General features: G+C 61.9%; 18 protein-coding genes and 1 pseudogene. 17 read left to right on the forward strand and 2 right to left on the reverse strand.

Features of this window, described 5'->3' with window-relative positions; all coding sequences use genetic code 11:
• Positions 1-265: 265 nt before the first annotated feature.
• The 8 genes and pseudogenes from TX23_RS14750 to TX23_RS14785 all read left to right on the forward strand — a co-directional run bounded on the left by TX23_RS14750 (position 266) and on the right by TX23_RS14785 (position 8497).
• Positions 266-1432, forward strand: a complete 1167-nt coding sequence (locus tag TX23_RS14750; RefSeq protein ID WP_057702788.1) for an efflux RND transporter periplasmic adaptor subunit — start codon at positions 266-268, stop codon at positions 1430-1432.
• Positions 1429-4605 (forward strand): efflux RND transporter permease subunit, encoded by a 3177-nt coding sequence (locus TX23_RS14755; protein ID WP_057702790.1) that lies wholly within the window; start codon positions 1429-1431, stop codon positions 4603-4605. The genes TX23_RS14750 and TX23_RS14755 overlap by 4 nt, the downstream gene beginning before the upstream one ends.
• The gene (locus tag TX23_RS14760) at positions 4602-6038 is read left to right on the forward strand and encodes an efflux transporter outer membrane subunit (protein ID WP_057702791.1); all 1437 of its coding nucleotides are present in this window, start codon (positions 4602-4604) and stop codon (positions 6036-6038) included. The genes TX23_RS14755 and TX23_RS14760 overlap by 4 nt, the downstream gene beginning before the upstream one ends.
• 313 nt (positions 6039-6351) lie before the next feature.
• Positions 6352-6597: pseudogene (locus TX23_RS14765) on the forward strand (class I SAM-dependent methyltransferase); the annotation flags it as partial.
• A gap of 87 nt (positions 6598-6684) precedes the next feature.
• Positions 6685-7014 carry a hypothetical protein gene (locus tag TX23_RS14770; protein ID WP_057703077.1) on the forward strand — a complete coding sequence of 110 codons (330 nt, stop codon included), beginning with the start codon at positions 6685-6687 and terminating at the stop codon, positions 7012-7014.
• Between the two features lie 89 nt (positions 7015-7103).
• Positions 7104-7550 carry a GNAT family N-acetyltransferase gene (locus TX23_RS14775; protein ID WP_057702794.1) on the forward strand — a complete coding sequence of 149 codons (447 nt, stop codon included), beginning with the start codon at positions 7104-7106 and terminating at the stop codon, positions 7548-7550.
• A 3-nt stretch (positions 7551-7553) separates the two neighbouring features.
• Complete coding sequence (locus TX23_RS14780) at positions 7554-7790, forward strand: hypothetical protein (RefSeq protein ID WP_057702796.1); 237 nt, start codon at positions 7554-7556, stop codon at positions 7788-7790.
• Positions 7791-8248: 458 nt separating this feature from the next.
• Complete coding sequence (locus TX23_RS14785; RefSeq protein ID WP_057702797.1) at positions 8249-8497, forward strand: DUF1652 domain-containing protein; 249 nt, start codon at positions 8249-8251, stop codon at positions 8495-8497.
• Positions 8498-8512: 15 nt separating this feature from the next.
• Here the strand turns inward: TX23_RS14785 and TX23_RS14790 are convergent, their stop codons facing one another.
• The gene (locus tag TX23_RS14790) at positions 8513-8875 is read right to left on the reverse strand and encodes an NUDIX hydrolase (RefSeq protein ID WP_057702800.1); all 363 of its coding nucleotides are present in this window, start codon (positions 8873-8875) and stop codon (positions 8513-8515) included.
• A 126-nt stretch (positions 8876-9001) separates the two neighbouring features.
• Between TX23_RS14790 and TX23_RS14795 the strand changes: the two genes are divergently transcribed.
• From TX23_RS14795 to uvrA, 8 genes are all read left to right on the forward strand, one after another.
• Positions 9002-9979, forward strand: coding sequence for a Gfo/Idh/MocA family protein (locus TX23_RS14795; RefSeq protein WP_057702801.1), 978 nt, complete (start codon positions 9002-9004; stop codon positions 9977-9979).
• A gap of 42 nt (positions 9980-10021) precedes the next feature.
• The gene (locus TX23_RS14800) at positions 10022-10651 is read left to right on the forward strand and encodes a ribonuclease T2 family protein (protein WP_057702803.1); all 630 of its coding nucleotides are present in this window, start codon (positions 10022-10024) and stop codon (positions 10649-10651) included.
• A 576-nt stretch (positions 10652-11227) separates the two neighbouring features.
• On the forward strand, positions 11228-11845 hold the full coding sequence (gene lexA / locus TX23_RS14805; RefSeq protein WP_057702804.1) for a transcriptional repressor LexA: 618 nt from the start codon (positions 11228-11230) through the stop codon (positions 11843-11845).
• On the forward strand, positions 11845-12459 hold the full coding sequence (gene imuA, locus TX23_RS14810) for a translesion DNA synthesis-associated protein ImuA (protein ID WP_057702806.1): 615 nt from the start codon (positions 11845-11847) through the stop codon (positions 12457-12459). The genes lexA and imuA overlap by 1 nt, the downstream gene beginning before the upstream one ends.
• Before the next feature lie 7 nt (positions 12460-12466).
• Positions 12467-13882 carry a Y-family DNA polymerase gene (locus tag TX23_RS14815; protein ID WP_057702808.1) on the forward strand — a complete coding sequence of 472 codons (1416 nt, stop codon included), beginning with the start codon at positions 12467-12469 and terminating at the stop codon, positions 13880-13882.
• Between the two features lie 118 nt (positions 13883-14000).
• Complete coding sequence (locus TX23_RS14820) at positions 14001-17072, forward strand: error-prone DNA polymerase (protein ID WP_057702810.1); 3072 nt, start codon at positions 14001-14003, stop codon at positions 17070-17072.
• Between the two features lie 101 nt (positions 17073-17173).
• Positions 17174-18883 (forward strand): ATP-binding protein, encoded by a 1710-nt coding sequence (locus TX23_RS14825; protein WP_057702812.1) that lies wholly within the window; start codon positions 17174-17176, stop codon positions 18881-18883.
• Positions 18880-21399 carry an excinuclease ABC subunit UvrA gene (gene uvrA, locus TX23_RS14830; RefSeq protein WP_057702814.1) on the forward strand — a complete coding sequence of 840 codons (2520 nt, stop codon included), beginning with the start codon at positions 18880-18882 and terminating at the stop codon, positions 21397-21399. The genes TX23_RS14825 and uvrA overlap by 4 nt, the downstream gene beginning before the upstream one ends.
• Positions 21400-21565: 166 nt before the next feature.
• Here the strand turns inward: uvrA and tkt are convergent, their stop codons facing one another.
• A complete protein-coding gene (gene tkt, locus TX23_RS14835; protein WP_057702815.1) occupies positions 21566-23620 on the reverse strand; it encodes a transketolase in 2055 nt (684 codons plus the stop codon).
• 175 nt (positions 23621-23795) lie between these two features.
• Here tkt and TX23_RS14840 point away from each other — a divergent pair, with 175 nt between their 5' ends.
• Positions 23796-24020 (forward strand): YdcH family protein, encoded by a 225-nt coding sequence (locus tag TX23_RS14840; protein WP_057702817.1) that lies wholly within the window; start codon positions 23796-23798, stop codon positions 24018-24020.
• Positions 24021-24057 lie beyond the last annotated feature (37 nt).

The raw sequence follows: 24057 nt of genomic DNA on the forward strand, positions 1-24057 counted from the left end.
GCTTGCTCGCGAAAATGTCAACGATTGCGCGCGCTTCCTGAATAAACGCGGCGCTTGTGAGTTTTTCGCGAGCAAGCTCGCTCCTACATTTTTAATCCAGTGTGATCTCCCGATCAGTCAGTCTCCAGGTCTGCTGTCTCCCTCCAAACACCCTCCAGACAAAAATACACCTCCCGGTTTTATAGCGCTTGACCTTCCCAATGTGGCAAGCCCGATAAAAACCTCCAGTGTCGATTTGTCTTGAAAATTCCAAGGAGGGTGAACGATGTACGCCAAACCAATAAGCCTGATCACCGGGGCAATGGCCGTGGTGTTGACGCTGGGCGGATGCACAGACAATGCGCCGCCGGCCGCGGCCGGCAAACCGCCGAGTGTGCCGGTGGCCGAGGTGGTAGCGCGGGCGGTGACGCCGTTTGTCGAGTACACCGGCTCGTTGACCGCCATTGAGCAGGTTGAACTGCGCCCGCGTGTCAGCGGTTATCTGCAAAGTGTCAGCGTACCCGAGGGCCAGTTCGTCACCAGGGGCAGCCCGTTGTTTGTGATCGACCCGCGGGTGTTTCAGGCTGCGTTGAATGCTGCCAGGGCGCGCTTGCGTGAGGCCGAGGCCAATGCGTTGCTGGCCCAGGCCGAGCATGGGCGAGCCGAGCAGCTGTTCGCCAAGAAGGTGGTGGCGCGTGATCGCCTCGACACCGCCATTGCCTCCTTGAATGCCGGCCGGGCCCAGGTTGAGGCCGCGAAAGCGGCGCTGGATACGGCGCAGTTGGACCTGAGCTACACCCGCGTCACCGCGCCGATCAGTGGCCGTATCGATCGCGCACTCGTCACTGAAGGCAACTATGTCACCCGCGGGGAGACGCCGTTGACGACGATCGTTTCGGTCGACCCCTTGCATGTTTACTTCGATGTCGACGAGCGCACCTATCTGCACTCGTTGGCTGCGACGCGGGAACACGCCGGATCGAAGGGGGACAAAGCCGCCAAGGTGATGGTGGCGATGCTCAACGATACAACCTATGCGCGGGCCGGGCGGGTGGACTTTCTGGCCAACGCGGCCGATCGCAAGACCGGCACCGTGCGCGTGCGTGCGGTGGTCGACAACCCGGACGGGCGCCTGACCCCCGGGCTGTTCGCCAAGGTCAAACTGGACACCGGCGCGGCGCAAACGCGAGTGTTGATTGCCGACCATTCCATTGGTACCGACCAGGGCCGCCGTTATGTGCTGGTGGTCGGTGAAGATGACAAGACCCAATACCGCCCGGTCGAACTAGGCCCGATGGCTGACGGCCTGCGGGTGATCGAACAGGGCCTGCAACCGGGCGAGCGCATTGTCGTCAAAGGGCTGGTACGCCCCGGTATGACGGTCACGCCATTGGCCGCCAGTATCGAGGGCAAGCCGCTTGAGGCCCCGCTGACCGTGGGAGGCGTGCAATGAGCTTTCCACGCTTCTTTATTGATCGGCCCATCTTCGCCATCGTCCTGTCGGTGTTGATGATGATCGGCGGCATTGTCGCCTTCTTCCATCTGCCGCTGAGCGAATACCCCGCGGTCACGCCGCCCACTGTGCAAGTCACCGCGTCTTATCCGGGGGCCAACCCGCAAGTGATTGCCGAGACTGTGGCGGCGCCGCTGGAACAGGTGATTACCGGCGTTGAGGGCATGCTCTACATGACCTCGCAGTCGGCCACCGATGGCCGCATGATCCTGACGGCGACCTTCGCCCAGGGCACGAATGCCGACATGGCACAGATCCAGGTGCAAAACCGTGTTTCGCGCGCGTTACCGCGCTTGCCTGAAGAGGTGCAGCGTCTCGGTGTGGTCACGCAGAAGACCTCGCCGGACATCCTCATGGTGGTCCACCTGCTGTCTCCCGACCAACGTTATGACCCGCTGTACATTTCCAACTACGCCTACCTGCAGGTGCGTGATGAGCTGTCGCGCATTCCGGGGATCAACGACGTGCTGGTGTGGGGTGCAGGTGAATACAGCATGAGGCTGTGGCTCGACCCGGACCTGATCGCTGCCCGTGGCTTGACCGCCGGTGATGTGATCGGCGCCGTACGCGAGCAGAACGTGCAAGTGGCCGCCGGCTCGGTCGGCCAGTCGCCTGATTCCAGTGCGGCGTTCCAGGTTACGGTCAACACCCTTGGGCGGCTGACGGACGAAGCGCAGTTTGGCGACATCATCATCCGCACCGGCGATAACGGCCAGGTTACGCGCCTGCGCGATGTCGCCCGTATCGAAATGGGCGCCGATGCCTACGCGCTGCGCAGCCTGTTGGATGGCGAGCCGGCCGTGGCTTTGCAAATCATCCAGAGCCCGGGGGCCAATGCGCTCGATGTGGCGCAGGCGGTGCGCGACACCATGCAGCGTTTGCAGGCCAACTTCCCCGAAGGGTTGGTCTCGCGGATAGCCTATGACCCGACCGTGTTTGTGCGCGCTTCGCTGGAATCGGTCGCCATCACGCTGATGGAAGCGATCCTGCTGGTGGTCATCGTGGTGGTGGTGTTCCTGCGTAACTGGCGCGCATCGCTGATCCCATTAATGGCCGTGCCGGTGTCGATCATTGGTACCTTTGCAGTCATGCATTTGATGGGGTTTTCCCTCAATACCTTGTCGTTGTTCGGGCTGGTGTTATCGATCGGCATTGTGGTCGACGATGCCATCGTGGTGGTCGAGAACGTTGAGCGGCATATCGAGAACGGCGAAGAGCCCACACAGGCCGCGCGCAAGGCAATGGGCGAGGTCACCGGCCCGATCATCGCCATTACGTCGGTCCTTGCGGCGGTGTTTATTCCCACGGCATTTCTCAGCGGCCTGCAGGGGGAGTTCTATCGGCAATTTGCGTTGACCATCGCGATTTCCACCATCCTTTCAGCGGTCAACTCGTTGACCCTCAGCCCAGCGCTTGCCGGCCTGTTGCTGCGCCCGCGCACCGCCGCCGTGGCGCACGACCCGCGCAGCCTGCGCGGTCGCGCCGCGCATTGGGTACACGTGCTGAGCCGGCCGTTCCAGCGTGCACCGCAAGCGTATGGCAACTCGGTGCGCAAGGTCGTCGGCCGACGCGGGGTGGCGCTTGTCGCCTATGGCGGGTTACTGGCGCTGACCTGGTTCGGCTTCAATGCTGTACCGGCGGGCTTTGTGCCCATGCAAGACAAGTACTACCTGGTGGGGATCGCCCAGTTGCCCAATTCGGCCTCGCTGGATCGTACCGATGCGGTGGTGCGGCAGATGTCCAAAATCGCCCTGGATGAGCCGGGGGTTGAAAGCGTGGTGGCGTTCCCGGGGTTGTCGGTCAACGGCTTCGTCAATGTGCCGAACGCGGCAGTGATGTTCGTCATGCTCGATCCATTCAAAGAGCGAACCTCATCCGATATGACCGCGGTTGCCATCGCCGGGCGCCTGCAAGCCAAGTTCGCGAGCATCCCTGACGGTTTCCTCGGCGTATTCCCGCCGCCGCCGGTGCCCGGCCTTGGGGTGACCGGTGGTTTTAAATTGCAGGTCGAGGACCGTGGCGGGGTTGGGCTTGAGGCATTGGTGCAGCAGACCCAGGTATTGATGACCAAAGCCACTGAATCGGGGCAGGTCGCCGGGTTGATGACCAGCCTGGACGTCAACGCCCCGCAGTTGAACGTGGACATCGACCGCACCCAGGTCAAGAGCCAGGGCGTGCGCCTGGCGGATGTGTTCGAGTCCTTGCAGGTCTATCTCGGGTCGCTGTACGTCAACGACTTCAACCGTTTTGGCCGCACCTACAAGGTCACCGCCCAGGCCGATGCCGACCACCGTATGCAGGCCGAAGCCATCGGCCGTCTGCAAGTGCGCAATGCGGCCGGGGACATGCTGCCGTTGTCGGCGTTTGTCACCGTCACACCGGGTTCCGGCCCGGACCGGGTGATCCACTACAACGGCTACCCTTCGGCGGACATCTCCGGCGGGGCTATGCCTGGGGTCAGCTCGGGGCAAGCCGTCGCGCTGATGGAGCGCCTGGCGCAGGAGGTACTGCCCGAAGGCGTGACCTATGAATGGACGGACTTGACCTACCAGCAGAAGCTCGCGGGGTCCTCGGCGCTGTTTATTTTCCCTCTGTGTGTGTTGTTGGCTTACCTGATCCTCGCCGCGCAATACAACAGCTGGTTGTTGCCTTTGGCGGTCTTGATGATTGTGCCCATGTGTCTGCTCAGCGCGATCGTCGGCGTGTGGCTGGTGGACGGTGACAACAACGTGTTCGTGCAAATCGGGCTGGTGGTGCTGGTCGGGCTGGCGGCGAAGAACGCCATTTTGATCGTCGAGTTTGCCCGCAGCCTCGAAGGCGAGGGCGCCAGCCCGTTGGAGGCGGTTATCCATGCGTGCCAACTGCGCTTGCGGCCGATCCTGATGACGTCGCTGGCGTTCATAGCCGGCGTGGTGCCGTTGGTATTGGCCAGTGGCGCCGGGGCCGAGATGCGCCATGCGATGGGGGTTGCGGTATTTGCCGGGATGTTGGGGGTGACGCTGTTTGGCCTGTTCCTCACGCCGGTGTTCTATGTGGTGATGCGCAGCCTGGCGCTGCGCTTGCAGCGTCAGGGTTCGAGTCCGAAGTTGCAACTGGAGGAGCGCGCATCATGAAACGGTCTTTTCCACTCTTTATGTTGCCGTTGCTGCTGGCAGGCTGCGCTGCGGTAGGGCCTGACTATTCCGCGCCGGCACCGCCCGCCGCGCATAGGCCGGCAAGCTTCGGGGCGCCCGTTGCAGGTTTGGGCAGCGGCGAGGTCGAAATGCAGTGGTGGCAGGTGTTCGACGAACCGGCCCTCAGCCAATTGATCCAGCAGGCGCTGGAGGCCAACCACGACATTGGCATTGCCGCCGCACGTCTGGACGAAGCCAAGGCAATGCTGCGTGAGAGCCGTCAAGGGTTCCTGCCCAGTGGCGGTGCCGCCCTCGGTTATGAGCACAGGCGGCGCAGTGAAGTCGAGACACCGTTCGGTGAGGAACGCTCAATCGAAACCACCCGTGCGGCGCTGGATGCGGCCTGGGAAATCGACCTGTTTGGCCGCGTGCGCCGTTCGGTAGAAGTAGCGCAGGCGCAGGCGGGGTCGCGCCAGGCCTTGCTGCGCAGCGTGCAGGCGAGCGTCGCGGCCACCGTCGCGGCCACCTGGTTCGAACTGCAAGGGATCGAAACTGAACAGGCGGTGGTCGCGGATATCAGCCAGAGCCAGCGTGACAGTCTGGGCCTGGTGGAGCATCTGGTCAGCGTCGGTGCCGCCACCGAGTTCGACCGGCTACGCGCCGAGGCCTTGCTGCGCAATGTCGAGGCGGTAGCGCCCGACCTTGAACGGCGACGCGCAACCTCTACCAACGCACTGGCCGTGCTGCTGGGGCAGGCGCCGCAAGGGTTCAAGCCGCCGTCGGCCAAACCCGGCCGTGATACCTTGAACCTGCGTACCCTGCAAGTGGGCGACCCGGCTGGCTTGTTGGCTCGGCGCGCCGATATCGCGGCGGCCGAACGCACGCTGGCGGCCGAGACTGCACAAATAGGCGTGGAAACTGCCGGTTTGTATCCGGATATCCAGGTACAGGGCTCCATCGGGCTGTTGGCCGGAAGCCTCGGTTCCCTGGGGGATGCCGGTATGCAGTCGAACTTTATCGCCCCGGTAATTCGCTGGTCGCTGCTGGATACCGGACGCGTGCGCGCACGAATAGCCGCCAGCGAGGCGCGCACCCAGGCGGCACTCATCGCCTACGACCAGACCGTCTTGCGTGCCCTGCAAGAGACCGATGATGCGTTTCAGGCCAACAGCGCTGCGGGCAATACGCTAAACCTGCGCCTGCTGGAAGCAGCGGCCAATCGCGAAGCGGCCAGGTTTGCACGCACGCGCTTCGCCGAAGGCGAGGGCGTGTATCTGGATGTGCTTGAGGCCGAACGTGCGGACTTCAACAGCCGCCGTGCGTTGACGGCGGCGCGTACCGGGCAGCGCTTGGCGGTGGTGGGAATTTACAAGGCGCTGGGGGGTGGATGGCAGGTTTGTGAGCAGGTGGGGCACGTATGCAAGGGAGGATGATGCAGTGCAAATGTGGGAGGGGGCTTGCCCCCGATGGAGATGAATCAGTCAAACTTATGCTGACTGACACGCCCTCATCGGGGCATAGGTATCTACACAACTTTTATAGCCACTGCCAACCGTAACCACGATGCAAAGCGAGCCGCTCTTGCTCGTGATCTGCTTTTGATCTTTATCTTAGGGGCCCCGTCACCTTGATTGTTGACCGAGCGATTAGGCGGTACGAAGGCCATGATGCCGACATTTTCACAGGCTTGAAACTGTTCGCCATTGGAGTAGCCGGCATCGGCCGTGACGCTTAATTGCGATTGATGAGGACGGCACCTACCTGATGGTAGAACTCAACCTGTCTGAAGAGCTGCACGAGAACATGAACCTGTTCGGCCGCGTCATGTACCCCCAGAGTACCCTCTATTGCATGACCTGTTCGCTGTCCCATGGCGGGGAAGGGCTGGGAGCGTTCATGGGCGAGAAACGTGCCCGCCAGATGGCGCAGGCGGCCGGTTTCAGTCACTTTCGCAAAGTCCCCTCGCCACATTGCGCACCGCTGCCAAAATAGTGCGCAAGAAGGCAATTTAATGGCCCCTTTGTAACAAGATCCTCGCCAAAATCACTTTTATTTTCAGGTGGTTAGGTGGGGATGCAAATGCGCACTGTTGGAATGATGCTGATTGCCTGCTCCCTGGCGGGTGGCGCGACCACCGTACAGGCTCGGGAGTTGCGCGAGGGCGACAAGTACATGTGCAGTTGGGGCGCGGGCACGGCTGCCAGAGCCCAGGAACTCAAACTGTCCGGGGTGTCGCTGTATGCCGCTCGGCAGAAGATCCAGACCATCAAGTTCAATAAATCCTGGATGCGCATGATGGCCATGGGTATCACCGAGCAAACCTATGACAGCCGCTCAAGACTCAAGCCCGAGGCGATTCGCAAAAGTTTTTACCAGGATTGCCTGCGCTACAAAGTCGCACGTAAATAAGCTGAAGCCGTTTAACGGCGCTTACAAATCCCCCACAAACCCTGTGTGAGTATTTGCATACAATTGCGCACTTCTTCATGGAGGCTTGTATGCAAGTGCTTATTCGAGCGGCGACAGCCGATGATGTCGATACGCTGTGCGCTATTCGCACCTCGGTGGTGCAAAACCATCTGAGCCTTGAGCAAATGGCCGAACGGGGGATTACGCCGCCGGTACTGGTCGACGCATTACGCCAAGCGCCTTGCGCCTGGATCGCCGAAGTTGACGGCCAGGCAGCCGGATTTTCCATGGTTGATCTGGATGAAGGTGAAGTGTTCGCGATGTTCGTGTTGCCCACGCACGAGAACCTGGGCCTGGGACGCCAACTGATGGCAGTGGCTGAGGCCGCATTGTTTGAACGCCATGACCGGCTGTATCTGGTCACTGACGGGCGTGATGAAATCCGTGCCAACGGCTTCTATCAACGCCTGGGTTGGTCCAACGTCGGTCAGGTCGATGGCGATGACGTTCGCTATGAAAAAAACAGGGCGCCGTAGGTCATGAATGCCCCGCAACCGCCATCGTCCAACGGCTTGCTGTATTTAGCCGTGGGAGTGCTGTGCCTCGCAGCGCTACTGGGGGGCTATTTCATTCAACTCAACGCTCAGGTGGACCGTCAGCGTGAAGAGGCCGCTGAGCGCCTGGCGCTTTGTCGGCACATGGAGACCGTCGTGGAGGTGAGCGCTGCCAGACGCGCTGAACTTCAACAGAGGTGCAAGCAGTTGAGCCAAGAGTGATTGAAAGTGTGCCGCGACTGGCTGAATAACCCTTTTTTATAGATGGACTTATAGTGAAGGTATAACCGTTACTTGCACCAAAAAGTGGCACTCGGTGCGTTCGTTACCTTAAAAAACATGTGGTTATTGAATGACTTACGACGCTTTTAATCCGACGAAAGGATTAAAATAATCTTGTTACAGGTTTTTACACTCGCTACTATAGCCGGGCGTTCACCTCCCACGGTTTATGCATTTTTAAATCCCAAGTTTCCATCAGCTACTTGGGATTTTTTTTGCCTTGAATTAAGTACGGGTAACCATGTTAGTGATACGGCCTGCCACTCGGCACGCGTTCGCTGCCGGGCGAAATGAGGCATGGCTAACACTTTTGCATTAATTGCCTCGCCTGCCGCGAAACCTCATCTACGCTGTTTTGCATCACAACCACCAGGTAGGCCCGCACAAGGGCGCTTGCCATGATCTCGATCGTCGAATTCAACCGCATCATGGCCTCGGGGTTCCAACCGCTTTGCTGCGACTGCACCTTGAACAGCGATGGCTCGCTGCGCATCAGCATTTATGAGCCGCAGTCCGGTCGTGTCGATCTTTTGTTGACGTGCGTGTCCCCTGAAGGTCTGGACAGCATCCGTTCCATCTCAAACCTGATTGGAGAGTTGCGCGCCGAGATCAAGGCCGGGCGCCGTGGGTTTGCGGCAGTGGGCTAGGGGTTGAGCACGGCGTCAGAGGCGACGCAGAAATGATTTGACGATGTGACGGGTGGCGTCAGTGGTATCCAGCTCGTCCAGGGCGCTGTAGGCATGCCATTGGCACGCAACGATCTCGTTGCATGGCCGTGCTTCGTCGATGTTTACCACCGAGGCTTCGAACACATGGTGCAGGGTGTCGCGGGCCTTCAGTTCTTGCAAGTACAGCAAACCGTCGACGTTTAATCCGGTTTCTTCTTCCAGCTCACGCTCGGCGGCGCCCACCGGGCGTTCGTCGCGTTCTACCTTGCCGCCCGGCAATGCCCACTTTGATCTGGCCTTGCGCACGAAGAGAATATGCCCTTCATGTTCGCAAATGACGGTTGCTCTAATTTTCATCGTATGTGCCCCCGCGCCGGATGAATGTCACAAAAGTGTAATGCAAATGTCATGCTAAGTGGTTATGGCGTGCCGGGACCTGTATGTGGATACTGCCCGATTGACGAAGACGAACGAGGGCATTCGATGAAGACCATACGCTGGGGCATGATCGGCTGTGGCAGTGTCACTGAGTTAAAGAGTGGACCCGCTTTCTACAAAGCGCCAGGTTCAGCATTGGTGGCCGTGATGGGGCGGCGTAGCGAGGCGGTGCGCGATTATGCAGCGCGGCATGGCATTGCACGTTTTTATACCGATGCCCAGGCACTGATCAATGACCCGGAGGTGGATGCGGTCTACATCGCCACACCGCCCGACAGTCATCTTGAATACAGCCTGATGGTGGCTGCGGCGGGCAAACATTGCTGCGTCGAAAAGCCCATGTCGCTGAATGCCGAGCAGAGCACATTGATGCAACGCACCTTTGAGCGCGCGGGGTTGCACCTGTTTGTTTCTTATTATCGGCGCTCGTTGCCGCGCTTCCAGCAAGTGCGCAATTGGTTGCAGGAGGGGCGCATCGGCGAGTTGCGGCACCTGACCTGGACCCTGTGCAAGCCTGCCGCTGCAGCTGATAGCAACGCCGCCAATTGGCGCACCGACCCGGCCATTGCCGGTGGCGGATATTTCGCCGACCTGGCCAGCCACGGGTTTGACCTGTTCCAGTACCTGGCCGGGGATATTGTCGAGGTCTCAGGCTTTTCTGCGCGCCAGGCCGGGCGCTACGCGGCGGAGGATGCTGTAACGGCCTGCTGGACCTTCGCCAATGGTGCCTTGGGCATGGGCTGCTGGAATTTCGTGGCGGACCGCCGCGAAGACCGTGTCGAACTGATCGGCAGCCATGGCCGCATTCAATTTTCAGTGTTCGAGGATCAACCATTGCGCCTGGAAAGCGAAACCAGCGAGGTGTTGGAAGTGCCGTGCCATGCGCATATCCAGTGGCACCACGTATTGGGCATGAATGCGCATATTCGCGGGGACGCCGAACATCCGTCGCTGGCGATCGAGGCGTTGAAGACCGATATCATCCTGGACAAGGTGCTGCAACGTTACTCCAACCATCCCTAGCTGCCGCGATAGCGTGAGACTTCATTTTTAAAGGAATACGGGATGAAATACTGGATGGTGTTGTGGCTCCTGATCGCCACAGTTGCAACGGCGGCGCCGCGTGACCAAGGGCTACCGGGGGAGTTTGACTTTTATGTGCTGTCGTTGTCGTGGTCTCCGACCTTCTGCCTGACGCACCCAGGCAATGAACAGTGCACGGGCAAGGGCTATGGGTTTGTGTTGCACGGCTTGTGGCCGCAATACGCGCGGGGAGGGTGGCCGGCCTCCTGTGCGCCACACTCACGCTTGAATGCCGAGGAAATGGACAAGGGCGCGGCGCTGTTTCCAACCCGTGCGCTGCTCAAGCACGAATGGGCCAAGCATGGGACCTGCAGCGGGCTCGAACCGCTGGAGTATCTGGACAAGACCGACACGGCCCTCGGCGCGGTGGTCATTCCGCCACAACTGCAGCCATTCAATACGCCCGCGTCGCTACAGGCGCGTGAGATTGAGGACTTGTTTCGCGAGAGTAACCCGCGCATGGGCAATCACGGCTTGGCGGTGATCTGCAAGGGCAAGGTGCTGTCGGAGGTGCGCGTGTGCTTGACCAAGGAGCTGGCATTCACCGGGTGCCCGCGCAGCGTGAAAAGCCAATGCCGTAGTGGTGATATTCGTATTCCGACGCAGCGCTGAGCTCAGTTGCGGGGGCCAGCTTGCTCCCGTGACGGCGTGTAAGTCGCCGAATCTATATCTGATGTGCTGGGGTCCAAATGTGGGAGGGGGCTTGCCCCCGATGGCGGCCTTAGGGCCGGCCAGGATGCTGGACTTTGATCGAGTGCATATCCGTTATTTGGGTAACGGCTGATATGGGTTCCGCCCTTACGGCGGGTCACTTTCGAAAAGCGCGAAAGTAACCAAAGCGCTCTTGCCCCACCACTCGGCACCTCGCTCAGGCTCGGTGTGCCCGGAATTCGACAGTGATTTGGGGGGCCGCCGCCACGCGCCATCCATGGCGCGGGGCGGCTAAACCGGCATCCCTGCCGGTTTACCCCCCAAATCCCTGTCGAATTCCGGCCAGCGTGGTTTGACGGGGCGCCTAAGATCAAAAGCAGAGCAAGAGCTAGAGCAAGAGCTAGAGCAAGAGCGGCTCGCTTCGCATCGTGGTTACGGTTGGCTAACTACACAGTTGTGTTGATAGGTATGCCTTGATGGCGTGGAGGTTGACCGCCGACTGACGGTTATTGTCAGAAATTTCCCACAGGAGTACAAATGTACTCCATGACTAATCTTACTCCTCGCCGTACCGCCATCCTGACCTTCATCCGCGAGCGCATCGCGCAGCAAGGCCAGCCCCCCAGCCTCGCCGAGATCGCCGAGGCGTTCGGCTTTGCTTCGCGCAGCGTCGCCCGCAAGCATGTGGTGGCGTTGACTGAAGCCGGCTTCATCGAGGTCAACCCCAATCAGGCTCGTGGCATTCGTTTGCTCAATCAACCTGCGCGTCCGGAGTGGCTGGATGTCCCGGTACTTGGGCGGGTGGCGGCCGGCCGGCCCATTGGTGCCGATGCCGACGTGCACAGCCGCTTGCAACTGGACCCGGCCACTTTCGCCAAAACCCCCGATTACCTGCTGCGCGTACAGGGTGATTCGATGATCGAAGACGGCATTCTCGACGGCGACCTGGTGGGTGTGCGCCGCAGTGCCGAAGCTTTGAACGGGCAGATTGTGGTGGCGCGCCTGGACGGTGAGGTCACCATCAAGCGCTTCGAGCGCAACGGCGAGCGCGTGCGTTTATTGCCGCGCAACCCGGCGTATCAACCCATTGTGGTCGGCCCTGATCAGGACCTGGCCATCGAAGGGGTGTTCTGCGGCCTGGTGAGGCAAGGCTGATGGGCGCCGTGGTTGCGCTGGACTCGCTGTTCAATGGCGGGCGAGTCTGGAAGGGCCGTCCCGCTGCGCCACCGGCCAGCGTGCACCCAACGGGGCTGGCGGCGCTGGATGCGGTGCTGCCCAGTGGCGGCTGGCCGGAAGCGGCCTTGAGTGAAATCCTCATGGCCCGGGATGGGGTGGGCGAATTGCAACTGGTGCTGCCCACCCTGGCGCGCTTGTCGGCCCAGGGTGAGCGCATTGTGCTGGTGGCGCCGCCCTATACGCCGTATCCCCATGCCTGGCAGAACGCCGGAGTGGATATCCGCCAGCTTTCCATTATCCAGGCCCAGGAGCGCGATGCGCTGTGGGCGGTGGAACAATGCCTGCGCTCGGGCAGTTGCGGTGCGGTGTTGTGCTGGCCGCGCAAGGCTGATGATCGGGCCTTGCGGCGTTTGCAGGTGGCGGCGGAAACCGGACAGACCCTGGCGTTCGCCTGGCGCTCCTTGAGTGAGGCGGTCAATGCCTCGCCCGCGGCCTTGCGCCTGGCGGTCGAGGCAAAGCCTGCGCAAGTGCGCGTGCTCAAGTGCCGGGGTGGGTTGGCCCATCCGGCACCGATTGCCCTGGCGGGGCATTGAGGTTGCCATGCGTTGGGTCTGTATCGTCTTCCCGCAATTGGCGCTGGACGGGGCGCAGCGTGTGCACCCCGAACCCGATCAGCCTCTTGCGCTGCTGGCCGGTACGCCGCAGCGACGTGTGCTGCAAACCGTCAACACCGCCGCCCGTGCCCTGGGCTTGCGCCCTGGTCAATCGTTGACGGCCGCCCATGCCGTGGCCAAAGGCTTTGCCTGTGTGGAATACGACCCTCTGGAAATCGAGCGCTTGCAGCAGTTTCTTGCCGCCTGGGCTTACCGCTTCAGTTCCCAGGTCAGCCTGTATTACCCACGTGCCTTGTTGTTCGAGATCGAGTCGAGCCTGGGCCTGTTCGGGCCCTGGTCGCAGTTCGAGGCGCGCTTGCGCAAGGAGTTGACCGAGCTTGGCTTTCGTCACCGCATCGTCGCTGCACCCAACCCGGCGGCGGCGCGGGTGTTGGCAAATCTTTACGATGGCCTGGCCGTGGCCGATGACAACGTCTTGATGCAGGCCCTGGCGCCACTGCCTGTCGACCGCGCCGGTCTTGAGCCACAGGCCGCCACCGCCTTGTCGCGCATGGGCCTGCGCACCCTGGCCCAGGTGCAGGCATTGCCGCGGCATACCCTGGCGCGGCGCTTTGAGGCCAGCCTGCTCAAGCACCTCGACGCCCTGAGCGGGCAACGGCCCCTGGCATTGGCGTTCTATCAGCCGCCGGACCAGTTCGAGGCGCGCATCGAGTTGAACTTCGATGTGCAATCCCACCAGGCCTTGCTGTTTCCATTACGACGCTTGACCGGCGATTTGTCGGCCTTCCTGTGCGGCCGTGACAGCGGCGTGCAGCGCTTTGACCTGCACCTGGAACATGCCCAGGCGCCCGACAGCGTGATCAAGGTGGGCCTGCTCAGTGCCGAGCGCGAGCCCTTGATGTTGTTCGAGCTGGCCCGTGGGCGCCTGGAGCAGGTCCAGGTCACCTCGCCGGTACGTGGTTTGCGCCTGGTGGCCGAGGACTTGCCGGTGTTCGTGCCTCAGCGCCAGGACCTGTTCGACGACCGCCCGCAGCAAACCCTGCCGTGGGAACAGTTGCGCGAACGTCTGCGCGCGCGCCTGGGGGATGAGGCGGTGCAGGGCCTGCGCTTTCACGCCGACCATCGCCCCGAATGCGCCTGGCAAGCCGCGACCGACAGCCGCCCATGCCCGAGCTTGAACAAGGTGCGGCGCCCCGGCTGGCTGCTGCCCGAACCGACGCTGGTGGCCGAGCAGGGCGTGCATATATTGATGGGCCCGGAGCGCATCGAATCCGGCTGGTGGGATGGCGCCGATATCCGCCGCGACTATTACCTGATCCAGACCCGCGCCGGCCAGCAAGGCTGGGCCTACCGCAATGTGGGGTGCAGCGATGGGCTGTGGCTGCAAGGCTGGTTTGCATGAGCTCTGTAGGAGCGAGCTTGCTCGCGAAGGTCGTCAACGATGACGCCGGCATCCTGAATGAACGCGGCGCCTTCAAGTTTTTCGCGAGCAAGCTCGCTCCTACAGCGGCGAATAGCGCATGAGCTACGCCGAACTGCATTGCCTGTCCAACTTCAGTTTCCAGCGTGGTGCCTCCAGTGCACTGGAGCTGTTCCAGCGGGCCAAACACCAGGGTTACAGCGCCCTGGCAATCACCGATGAATGCACCTTGTCGGGCATTGTACGGGCCTGGCAAGCGGCGAAAGCGGTGGGCTTGCCGCTGATTATCGGCAGTGAAGTGTGCATCGAAAACGGCCCCAAACTGGTGCTGCTGGTGCAAGACCTCAGCGGCTACCAGCACCTGTGCAGGCTGATCACTCTGGCCCGGCGCCGTGCCGAAAAAGGCCGTTACCGTCTGCTGCAGGAAGACTTCGAGCAACCACTGCCCGGCCTGCTGGCGCTGTGGGTGGCGCAGGACCACGACACCCAGGCCTCGATCCAATGGCTGCGCCGCACCTTCGCCGGGCGCCTGTGGTTGGCGGTGCAATTGCATTGCGGCCAGGACGACGAACACCACCTGGGACAACGCCTGAACCTGGCCGCCCAGTTGCAGATTCCGGCGGTGGCTTGCGGGGATGTGCACATGCACGCTCGCGGCCGCCGCGCCCTGCAAGACACCATGACCGCCATCCGTCATCACGTCGCCGTGGCCGACGCCGGTACGCTGTTGCATCCCAATGGCGAGCGGCATTTGCGCAGCCTCGATGCCCTGGCCGCGCTGTACCCGCAAGCGCTGCTTGACGAAACCCTGGCGATTGCACGGCGTTGCACCTTCGGCCTGAGCCAGTTGCGCTATCACTACCCACGCGAACTGGTGCCGACAGGCCATGACGCCGCCTCCTGGTTGCGTGCGGTCACCGAAGAAGGCATTGCCCGGCGCTGGCCCAAGGGCGCCGATGCCAGGACCTTGCAGCAGATCGACAAGGAACTGGGACTGATCAGCGAGTTGGGCTACGAAAGTTATTTCCTCACGGTTCACGACATTGTGCGCTTCGCCCGCAGCCGTTCGATCCTGTGCCAGGGCCGTGGCTCGGCGGCCAATTCGGCGGTGTGTTTTGCCTTGGGAATTACCGAAATCGACCCAAGCCTGACCGACATGCTGTTCGAGCGCTTCCTCTCCAAAGAGCGCAATGAACCGCCGGATATCGACGTGGACTTTGAGCACGAACGCCGCGAAGAAGTGCTGCAATACGTATTCCAGCGTTACGGCCGCCACCGTGCAGCGTTGACGGCGGTGGTCAGCAGCTACCATGCCGCCGGCGCGGTGCGCGATGTGGCCAAGGCCCTCGGGCTGCCGCCGGACCAGATCAATGCGCTGGCCGACTGCTGCGGGCGCTGGAGCGATGACGCGCCACCTCTTGAACGCCTGCGTGAAAGCGGCTTCGACCCGGACAGCCCACTGCTGCGCCGCGTGTTGACGCTCACCGGGCAATTGATCGGTTTCCCCCGGCACCTGTCCCAGCACCCTGGCGGTTTCGTGATTAGCGAATACCCGCTGGACACCCTGGTGCCGGTGGAGAACGCGGCCATGGCTGAGCGCACCATCATCCAGTGGGACAAGGATGACCTGGACGCCGTCGGCCTGCTCAAAGTGGATATCCTCGCCCTCGGTATGCTCAGTGCCATCCGCCGCTGTTTCGATTTGCTGCGTCGGCATCGCAACCTGGATTTGAGCCTGGCGAACATTCCCAAGGAAGATCCGGCGACCTACGCCATGATCAGTAAGGCCGACACCATCGGCGTGTTCCAGATCGAATCGCGGGCACAGATGTCGATGTTGCCCAGGCTCAAGCCGCAAACCTTCTATGACCTGGTGATCGAAGTCGCCATCGTGCGCCCTGGGCCGATTCAGGGCGGCATGGTGCATCCGTATTTGCGCCGCAGGAACAAAGAGGAAGCAGAAACCTATCCTTCACCCCAATTGGAGGCCGTGCTCAAACGCACCCTGGGTGTCCCTTTGTTCCAGGAACAAGTGATGCAGATCGCCATGGTCGCCGCCGACTACAGCCCTGGTGAGGCCGACCAGTTGCGCCGCTCCATGGCCGCCTGGAAACGTCACGGCGGTCTGGAGCCGCACCAGAAACGTCTGCGCGACGGTATGCTCAAGAACGGCTACACCGAAGCTTTTGCCGCGCAGATTTTCGAGCAGATCAAAGGCTTTGGCAGCTATGGCTTCCCCGAATCCCACGCGGCCAGTTTTGCCCTGCTGACCTACGCCAGTTGCTGGCTCAAGTGCCATGAGCCGGCGGCTTTCGCCTGTGCGCTGATCAACAGCTGGCCCATGGGTTTCTACAGCCCGGACCAGATCCTGCAGGACGCCCGGCGCCATCGTTTGCAGATCCGCCCGGTGGATGTGCAAGCCAGTGACTGGGATTGCAGCCTGGAGCCTATCGATGGTCGGCAACCGGCGATTCGGATGGGCTTGCGTATGATCTCGGGGTTTCGCGAGGACGATGGGCGGCGCATCGAAGCCGCACGCCAACGGCAACCGTTCAGCGACATCGCCGACCTGGACGCACGCGCTGGCCTGGATGCCCGGGCCCAGGCGCTGCTGGCGGATGCCGGAGCCTTGCGCGCCCTGGCCGGCAACCGGCACCAGGCCCGCTGGGACATGGCCGGTGTGCACAAGCAACTCGGCTTGTTTGCCGGCCAGCCAAGTCCGGATGAAACCGTAGTGCAATTGCCCGCGCCCAGCGTAGGCGAGGACCTGCAAGCCGATTACGCCACGCTGGGCACCACCCTTGGGCCGCATCCCCTGGCCTTGCTGCGCACCGAGTTGCGCAAGCGCCGCTGCCGCAGTTCCCAAGAGTTGCTGGCGGTGGAGCATGGGCGCAATGTGAGCATCGTCGGTTTGGTAACCGGTCGGCAGCGCCCCGGTACGGCCAGTGGTGTGACCTTTGTCACCCTCGAAGATGAATTCGGCAACCTCAATGTGGTGGTCTGGCGCGACCTGGCCGAGCGCCAGCGCCAGGCGCTGGTGGGCTCGCGCCTGCTCAAGGTGGATGGACGCTGGGAAGCGGTGGGCGAGGTGCGGCATTTGATCGCAGGGCGCCTGACCGATTTGACGCCGCTGTTGGATGGAATCGTGGTGCGCAGCCGGGATTTTCATTGAGTTCAGTGGTTTGTGCATTCCAATGCGTACAAGATGAAACCATCCACCGTCGGCGCGCTCCAAAACTTGCGATTGTCTACTCCTGCGCACAGAGCCTAATGATGCAATTTTTATCCAACCCCCACGGCTGTGAAGGCTGGGCCGGCGAAATGGCTCAGCGGATTCGCACGTTTGACTGGTCAACGACCGACCTTGGCCCTCTGGATCAGTGGTCCACAAGCCTGGCTTGCACCGTGCAAATGATGCTCGCCTCACCGGTGCCGATGGTGATGTTGTGGGGGCGGGCGGGGTACATGATCTACAACGACAGCTATTCGGCATTTGCCGGCGGGCGCCATCCCTACCTATTGGGCACGCCGGTGGAGCTGGGCTGGCCGGAGGTGGCCGAATTCAATCGGCATGTGGTCGATACATGCCTGGCGGGCGGGACCTTGTCGTTCAACAACAAGGAACTGGTGTTGTCGCGTCACGGCCGGCCGGAAAGCGTGTGGCTGGACCTCTATTACAGCCCGGTGGCCGGTGATAATCAGGAGCCGGCCGGCGTGCTGGCGATTGTGGTGGAAACCACCGAGCTGGTGAAGTCCGAGCGGGTACGTCAGGAGCTCACCCATAATCTGGAGCAACGCGTGGCCGCTGAGGTGCAGGCGCGCTCTGCCGCCGAAGACCAGTTGCGTCAGTCACAAAAGCTGGAGGCGATTGGCGGCCTCACCGGGGGCGTTGCCCATGACTTCAATAACCTGCTGCAAGTGATCGCCGGCAATCTGCATTTGCTTGCCCGGCATGAACCGGACAATTGCCAGGTGCAACGTCGCGTCACCGCGGCCATCGCCGCAGTCGAGCGTGGGGCCAAGCTGTCCTCGCAACTGCTGGCGTTTGCCCGACGCCAACCGTTATCACCGGCGGTGTACAACCCGCAACGCATCTACGCCGGTCTGGGCGAGTTGCTGCAACGGGCGCTGGGCGAAACCATTCATATCGACGTGCAACTGCCCCAGGACTCCTGGTGCATCAATGTCGACCGCAACCAGTTGGAAAACGCGCTGCTTAACCTGGCGATCAACGCCCGGGATGCCATGCAGGGCGAGGGGGTAATTCGCATCACCGGGGAAAACGTCATCCTCAACCCCAACGATTGCGTCGGTAAAAGCATCAGGCCCGGCGAGTACGTGCGCCTGGCGGTGTCCGATACCGGTGTAGGCATGTCCCAGGCGACCCTCAAGCGCGCCTTCGAACCCTTTTTCACCACCAAGCGCGAAGGCCACGGCACCGGCCTGGGGCTGAGCATGGTGTTTGGTTTTGTACGCCAGAGTGGTGGGCACGTGGATATGTGGAGCGAGGAGGGCAAGGGCTCAGTGGTACAGATGTATTTTCCCCACAGCCTGGAGCCCGAATGCCTCGACGACGACAGTGACGTGGACCTGCAAGGCGGCCAGGAAACCATCCTGGTGGTCGAGGACAATGAAGGCGTGCGCCTGACGGTGGTCGAGTTGCTGCAGCAGTCGGGCTATACCGTACTGACCGCCGAAGATGGCGACCGCGCGATGCAGGTGTTGCAGCGCGGCGCGGCGCCGGACCTGATCTTCACCGACGTGGTAATGCCAGGCCGGGTCAAGAGCACCGACCTGGCCACTTGGGCGCGTGCGCAAAACCCGCCGGTGGCGGTGCTGTTCACCTCCGGCCACACCCGCGACATTCTGTCCTCCAATCATTTGCTCAGCGCCGACATCCACCTGCTGAGCAAACCCTACAGTCCTGATGCCCTGACTCAACGCGTGCGCAGGGTGCTCAGCGCAAGACAAGGTTGCCCATGACATCACAGCGCAACATCCCTGCGGTTAGCGCCCAGCAATCGGGCTTTGTCAGGGTGCGTGGCGCCCGTGAACATAACCTGCGTAACGTCGACGTCGATATTCCCCGCGATGCCCTGGTGGTGTTTACCGGTGTGTCCGGCTCCGGCAAATCGTCCCTGGCGTTTTCCACCGTGTATGCCGAAGCGCAACGTCGCTATTTCGAATCGGTGGCGCCCTATGCGCGGCGCTTGATCGACCAGGTAGGCGTGCCGGATGTGGACAGCATTGAGGGCTTGCCGCCGGCGGTGGCCCTGCAACAGCAACGCGGCACGCCGAGTGCGCGCTCCTCGGTGGGCAGCGTCACTACCCTGTCCAGCCTGATCCGTATGCTGTATTCCCGCGCCGGCAGCTATCCGCCGGGGCAGGCCATGCTGTATGCCGAGGATTTTTCCCCGAACCTGCCTCAGGGCGCGTGCCCGCAATGCCATGGTTTGGGCCGCGTGTATGAAGTGACCGAAGCACTGATGGTGCCCGATCCCTCCTTGACTATCCGCCAGCGTGCGGTGGCGTCGTGGCCGCTGGCATGGCAGGGCCAGAACCTGCGCGACATCCTTGTGACGCTGGGCTATGACGTCGACGTCCCTTGGCGTGAGCTGCCGAAAAAACAGCGTGACTGGATCCTGTTCACCGAAGAAACCCCCACCGTGCCGGTGTACGCCGGCTTCACCCCGCAGCAGACCCGCGATGCGTTGAAGCGCAAGCTCGAACCCAGCTACCAGGGCACCTTCAGCGGCGCCCGGCGCTATATCCTGCACACCTTCGCCCACACCCAAAGCGCGCTGATGAAAAAGCGCGTCTCGCAGTTCATGCAAGGCAGTGCCTGCCCGTTATGCCACGGCAAGCGCCTCACCCAGGCAGCACTGTCGGTGAAGTTTGCCGGGGTGGATATCGGTGAGTTGTCGCAACTGTCCCTGGCACAATTGGCCGAGTTGCTGCAGCCGGTGGCGGCGGGGCAGGACAAGATGAAGTTGTCGGTGGAAAAACGCCTGGCAGCCCAGCGCATTGCGCAGGACTTGCTCGAACGGGTGAACACCTTGATCGAGTTGGGCCTGGGCTATCTGTCGCTGGAGCGCAGCACGCCGACCCTGTCGTCGGGAGAGTTGCAGCGCTTGCGCCTGGCCACCCAGTTGGGCTCGCAGTTGTTCGGCGTCATCTATGTGCTGGACGAGCCCTCGGCGGGCCTGCATCCGGCGGATGGCGAAGCGTTGTTCAGCGCGCTTGAGCGCTTGAAGGCCGCGGGTAATTCATTGTTTGTGGTGGAGCATGACCTGGAAACCATGCGCCGCGCCGACTGGTTGATCGACGTGGGCCCGGCGGCCGGGGAACACGGCGGGCAAGTGCTGTACAGCGGGCCCCCTGCGGGGTTGGAGGCTGTCGAGGCGTCACAGACCCGTGAGTACCTGTTTGCCCCACAGCGCCCGGCCAACGTGGCGCGGCGCGAGCCCAGCGCTTGGTTGAAGCTCGACGGGGTGACGCGTAATAACCTCCAGGACCTGACGGTGGAATTTCCGCTGGGCTGCTTTACCGCGGTAACCGGTATTTCCGGCTCGGGTAAATCCAGCCTGGTCAGCCAGGCGTTGCTGGAGCTGGTGGGCACGGGGCTTGGGCGCGTGCTGGAAAACGACGACGAACCCAGCCTGGAAGACGCCGCACCGCAAGCCAGTGGCGGGCGCATCAGTGCCGGGCTGGAACACATTCGCCGCCTGGTGCAGGTGGACCAAAAACCCATCGGTCGCACGCCGCGTTCTAACCTGGCGACCTACACCGGGCTGTTCGACCATGTGCGCAAGCTGTTCGCCGCCACGCCGGCAGCCAAGAAGCGCGGTTATGACGCCGGGCAATTTTCCTTCAACGTTGCCAAGGGCCGGTGCCCGAACTGCGAAGGTGAAGGCTTTGTCAGTGTTGAACTGCTGTTTATGCCCAGCGTGTATGCGCCATGCCCCACCTGCCATGGTGCGCGCTATAACCCCGAAACTCTGGCGATCAAATGGCAGGGTTTGAACATCGCGCAGGTGCTGGGGCTGACGGTCGAGCAGGCAGTGGAAGTCTTTGCCGAGCAGGCTGGCGTACTGCGCTCATTGCAAGTGCTGCGCGATATCGGCCTGGGCTATTTGCGTCTTGGTCAGCCCGCCACCGAACTGTCCGGCGGTGAAGCCCAACGCATCAAGCTCGCCACCGAACTGCAACGCAATGCCCGCGGCGCTACCTTGTATGTACTCGATGAGCCGACCACCGGCTTGCACCCCAAGGATGTCGACCGCTTGCTCAACCAGTTGAATCAACTGGTAGACGCGGGGCATAGCGTGGTTGTGGTCGAGCATGAGATGCGTGTGGTGGCCCAGAGCGACTGGGTCATTGATATCGGGCCGGGGGCAGGGGACCAGGGCGGGAAGGTAGTGGTGTGCGGTACGCCGCACAAGGTTGCCAAAAGCAAGAACAGTCGCACCGCGACTTACCTGGCCCAAGCGCTAACCTGATAGCCAAATGTGGGAGGGGCCAAGGCCAGGCAGTTGTAGGAGCGAGCTCGCTCGCGAAAAGCCCATAGGCGCCGCGATTATTCAGGAAGCACGCGTTATCGTTGGCGTTTTTCGCGAGCAAGCTCGCTCCTACAGGCATTAGGGCACGCCCCATCCCACCTGTTGATCAGCGTTTGTTCAGTTGGGTCTGCTCCCTGGCCAGCTTCACCACATTCTCCACGGTAAACCCGAACTTTTCCTGCAACTTGGCCAACGGCGCCGACGCGCCAAAGCTGTTCATCACCACCTTGGCGCCGGTTTGCCCGACGTAGCGATCCCAACCCAGAGGGCCTGCTTGCTCTAGCACGACCCGGGCCTTTATCGCGGGCGGCAAGACGCTGTCGCGGTAGGCTTGATCCTGGTCTTCAAACAGCTCCCAACTCGGCATCGATACCACTTGCGCGGCCACGCCTTCGCCCCTGAGTTGCTCGTAGGCAGCCACCGCCAGGCTGACCTCACTGCCGGTCGCGATCAGTATGACCTCAGGCTTATCCGCACCAGCCAACACATAGGCACCTTTGGCCGCACCGGAGGCGCACGCATACCGGGTGCGGTCCAGGGTCGGCAGCGCCTGGCGCGACAGCACCACGCAGCTTGGCCGATGGGTTTGCGCCAGGGCCACCTTCCATAACTCCAGGGTTTCATTGGCGTCGCCCGGGCGCAGGGTCAACAGCCCCGGCGTGGCGCGCAGTTGAGTCAGGTGTTCGATCGGCTGGTGTGTCGGCCCGTCTTCACCCACGCCGATGGAGTCATGGGTAAACACGAAAATCACCGGTAGTTCCATGATCGCCGCCAGGCGGATCGGCGGTTTCATATAGTCGCTGAACACCAGAAAGGTCGAGGTGTACGGACGCAGATAGGACAGCGCCATGCCATTGGCAATCGCACCCATGGCGTGCTCGCGGATGCCGAAGTGCAGGTTGCGCCCGCTGTAGTCATCGGCGCTGAAACGCCCGGCACCGTCGAAGGTCAGGTTGGTTTTGGTCGACGGCGACAAATCCGCCGAGCCGCCCAGTAACCAGGGGATCTGTTGGGCGAAGGCATTCAGTACCTCGCCGCCGGAGGCGCGGCTGGCAACGCCCTTGGCATCGGCGGCAAAGCTGGGCAGATGCGCCTGCCATTGCTCGGGCATTTCCCCGGCGCGCATCCGGTGCAGTTCATCGGCGCGTGGCGGGTCGAGGGTTGCCAGGGTCTGGTTCCATTCGGCGTACAGCGGTTCAGCGCGCTCGTAGAGGGCATCGCGCAGGACGCTGCGGGCCTCGTCGGGCACCAGAAAACTCGAATCCTGCGGCCAGCCATAAGCAGCCTTGGTCAGGCGAATCTCGTCTTCGCCCAATGGCTCGCCATGGGCGGCAGCGGTGTTGTGCTTATGCGGCGAACCATAGCCAATCACGCTGTCGACCACGATCAGGGTCGGCGCGCCGGTGTTGGCCTTGAAGGTTTCCAGCGCCACGCTCAACGCCTGCAAGTCATTGGCGTCGGTGACGTGCTGGGTGTGCCAGCCGTAGGCCTGGAAGCGCTTGATCACATCTTCGCTGAACGCCAGTTCGGTGTGGCCCTCAATGCTGATGGTGTTGTTGTCGTAGATCCAGCACAGGTTATCCAGCTTCAAGTGCCCGGCCATGGAGGCCGCTTCGCTGCTGATGCCTTCCATCATGTCGCCGTCACCGCACAGGGTGTAGACGTCATAGTCGAACAGCACCTGGTCGTCGCGGTTAAAGCGCTCGGCCAGCCAACGCTGGGCCATGGCCATGCCCACGCTGTTGGCGCAGCCCTGGCCGAGCGGGCCGGTGGTGGTTTCCACGCCGGTGGTCATACGGTACTCGGGGTGGCCTGGGGTCTTGGAGCCCATCTGCCGGAACTGCTTGATATCGTCGAGGCTGATGGCCGGCTGGCCGGAGCGCTGGCCGTGCGCGTCAATTTCCACCACACCGGCCAGGTGCAACAGCGAATACAGCAACATCGACGCATGACCCACGGACAACACAAAACGGTCACGGTTAGGCCAGTCGGGATGTTCAGGGTGATAACGCAGGAAGCGACTCCACAGCGTATACCCCACCGGCGCCAGGCCCATGGGGGTGCCCGGATGCCCCGAATTGGCCTTCTGCACGGCGTCCATGGCCAGGGTGCGCAGGGTGTTGATGCATTGAGTGTCGGCAGCAGTGGCGGCGTGATTCATGAAACCTGTCTCCCTCGGGTGGCGATCTACAGTGGAGGGCAGGGCACGGCAAAGGTTTGATCCCATCGGATGCAGCGCGACGAACGGGGCTGTATTGACCTCAAACATGACAAGACCCATTGGAATGGGCTAGCTTCAAGGGCGTAGACCATTGATCAATCTGTGGAGGTACGCCATGCCAGTGAAACACGACCTGTATCAGGACTTGGGTGTCAGCAAGGAAGACGTTCACAAGCGCAGGGCGGAGGACAAACGGCTGGATTCGCTGCTCACTCAATATGACGACGCCGACGCGAATGTACTAAAAGCGGAAAAAGCCAGTGCCAGCGATGAGGAAGTGGAAAACCTGAAGAAGAAACGGCTGCTGATCAAGGACGAGATCGCCGGGCGATTGGGCTAGGTGCAAACGGCAATATTTGTTCAGATTTGTATGCGCG

Source organism: Pseudomonas paralactis (genome assembly GCF_001439735.1).
GTDB lineage: Bacteria > Pseudomonadota > Gammaproteobacteria > Pseudomonadales > Pseudomonadaceae > Aquipseudomonas > Aquipseudomonas paralactis.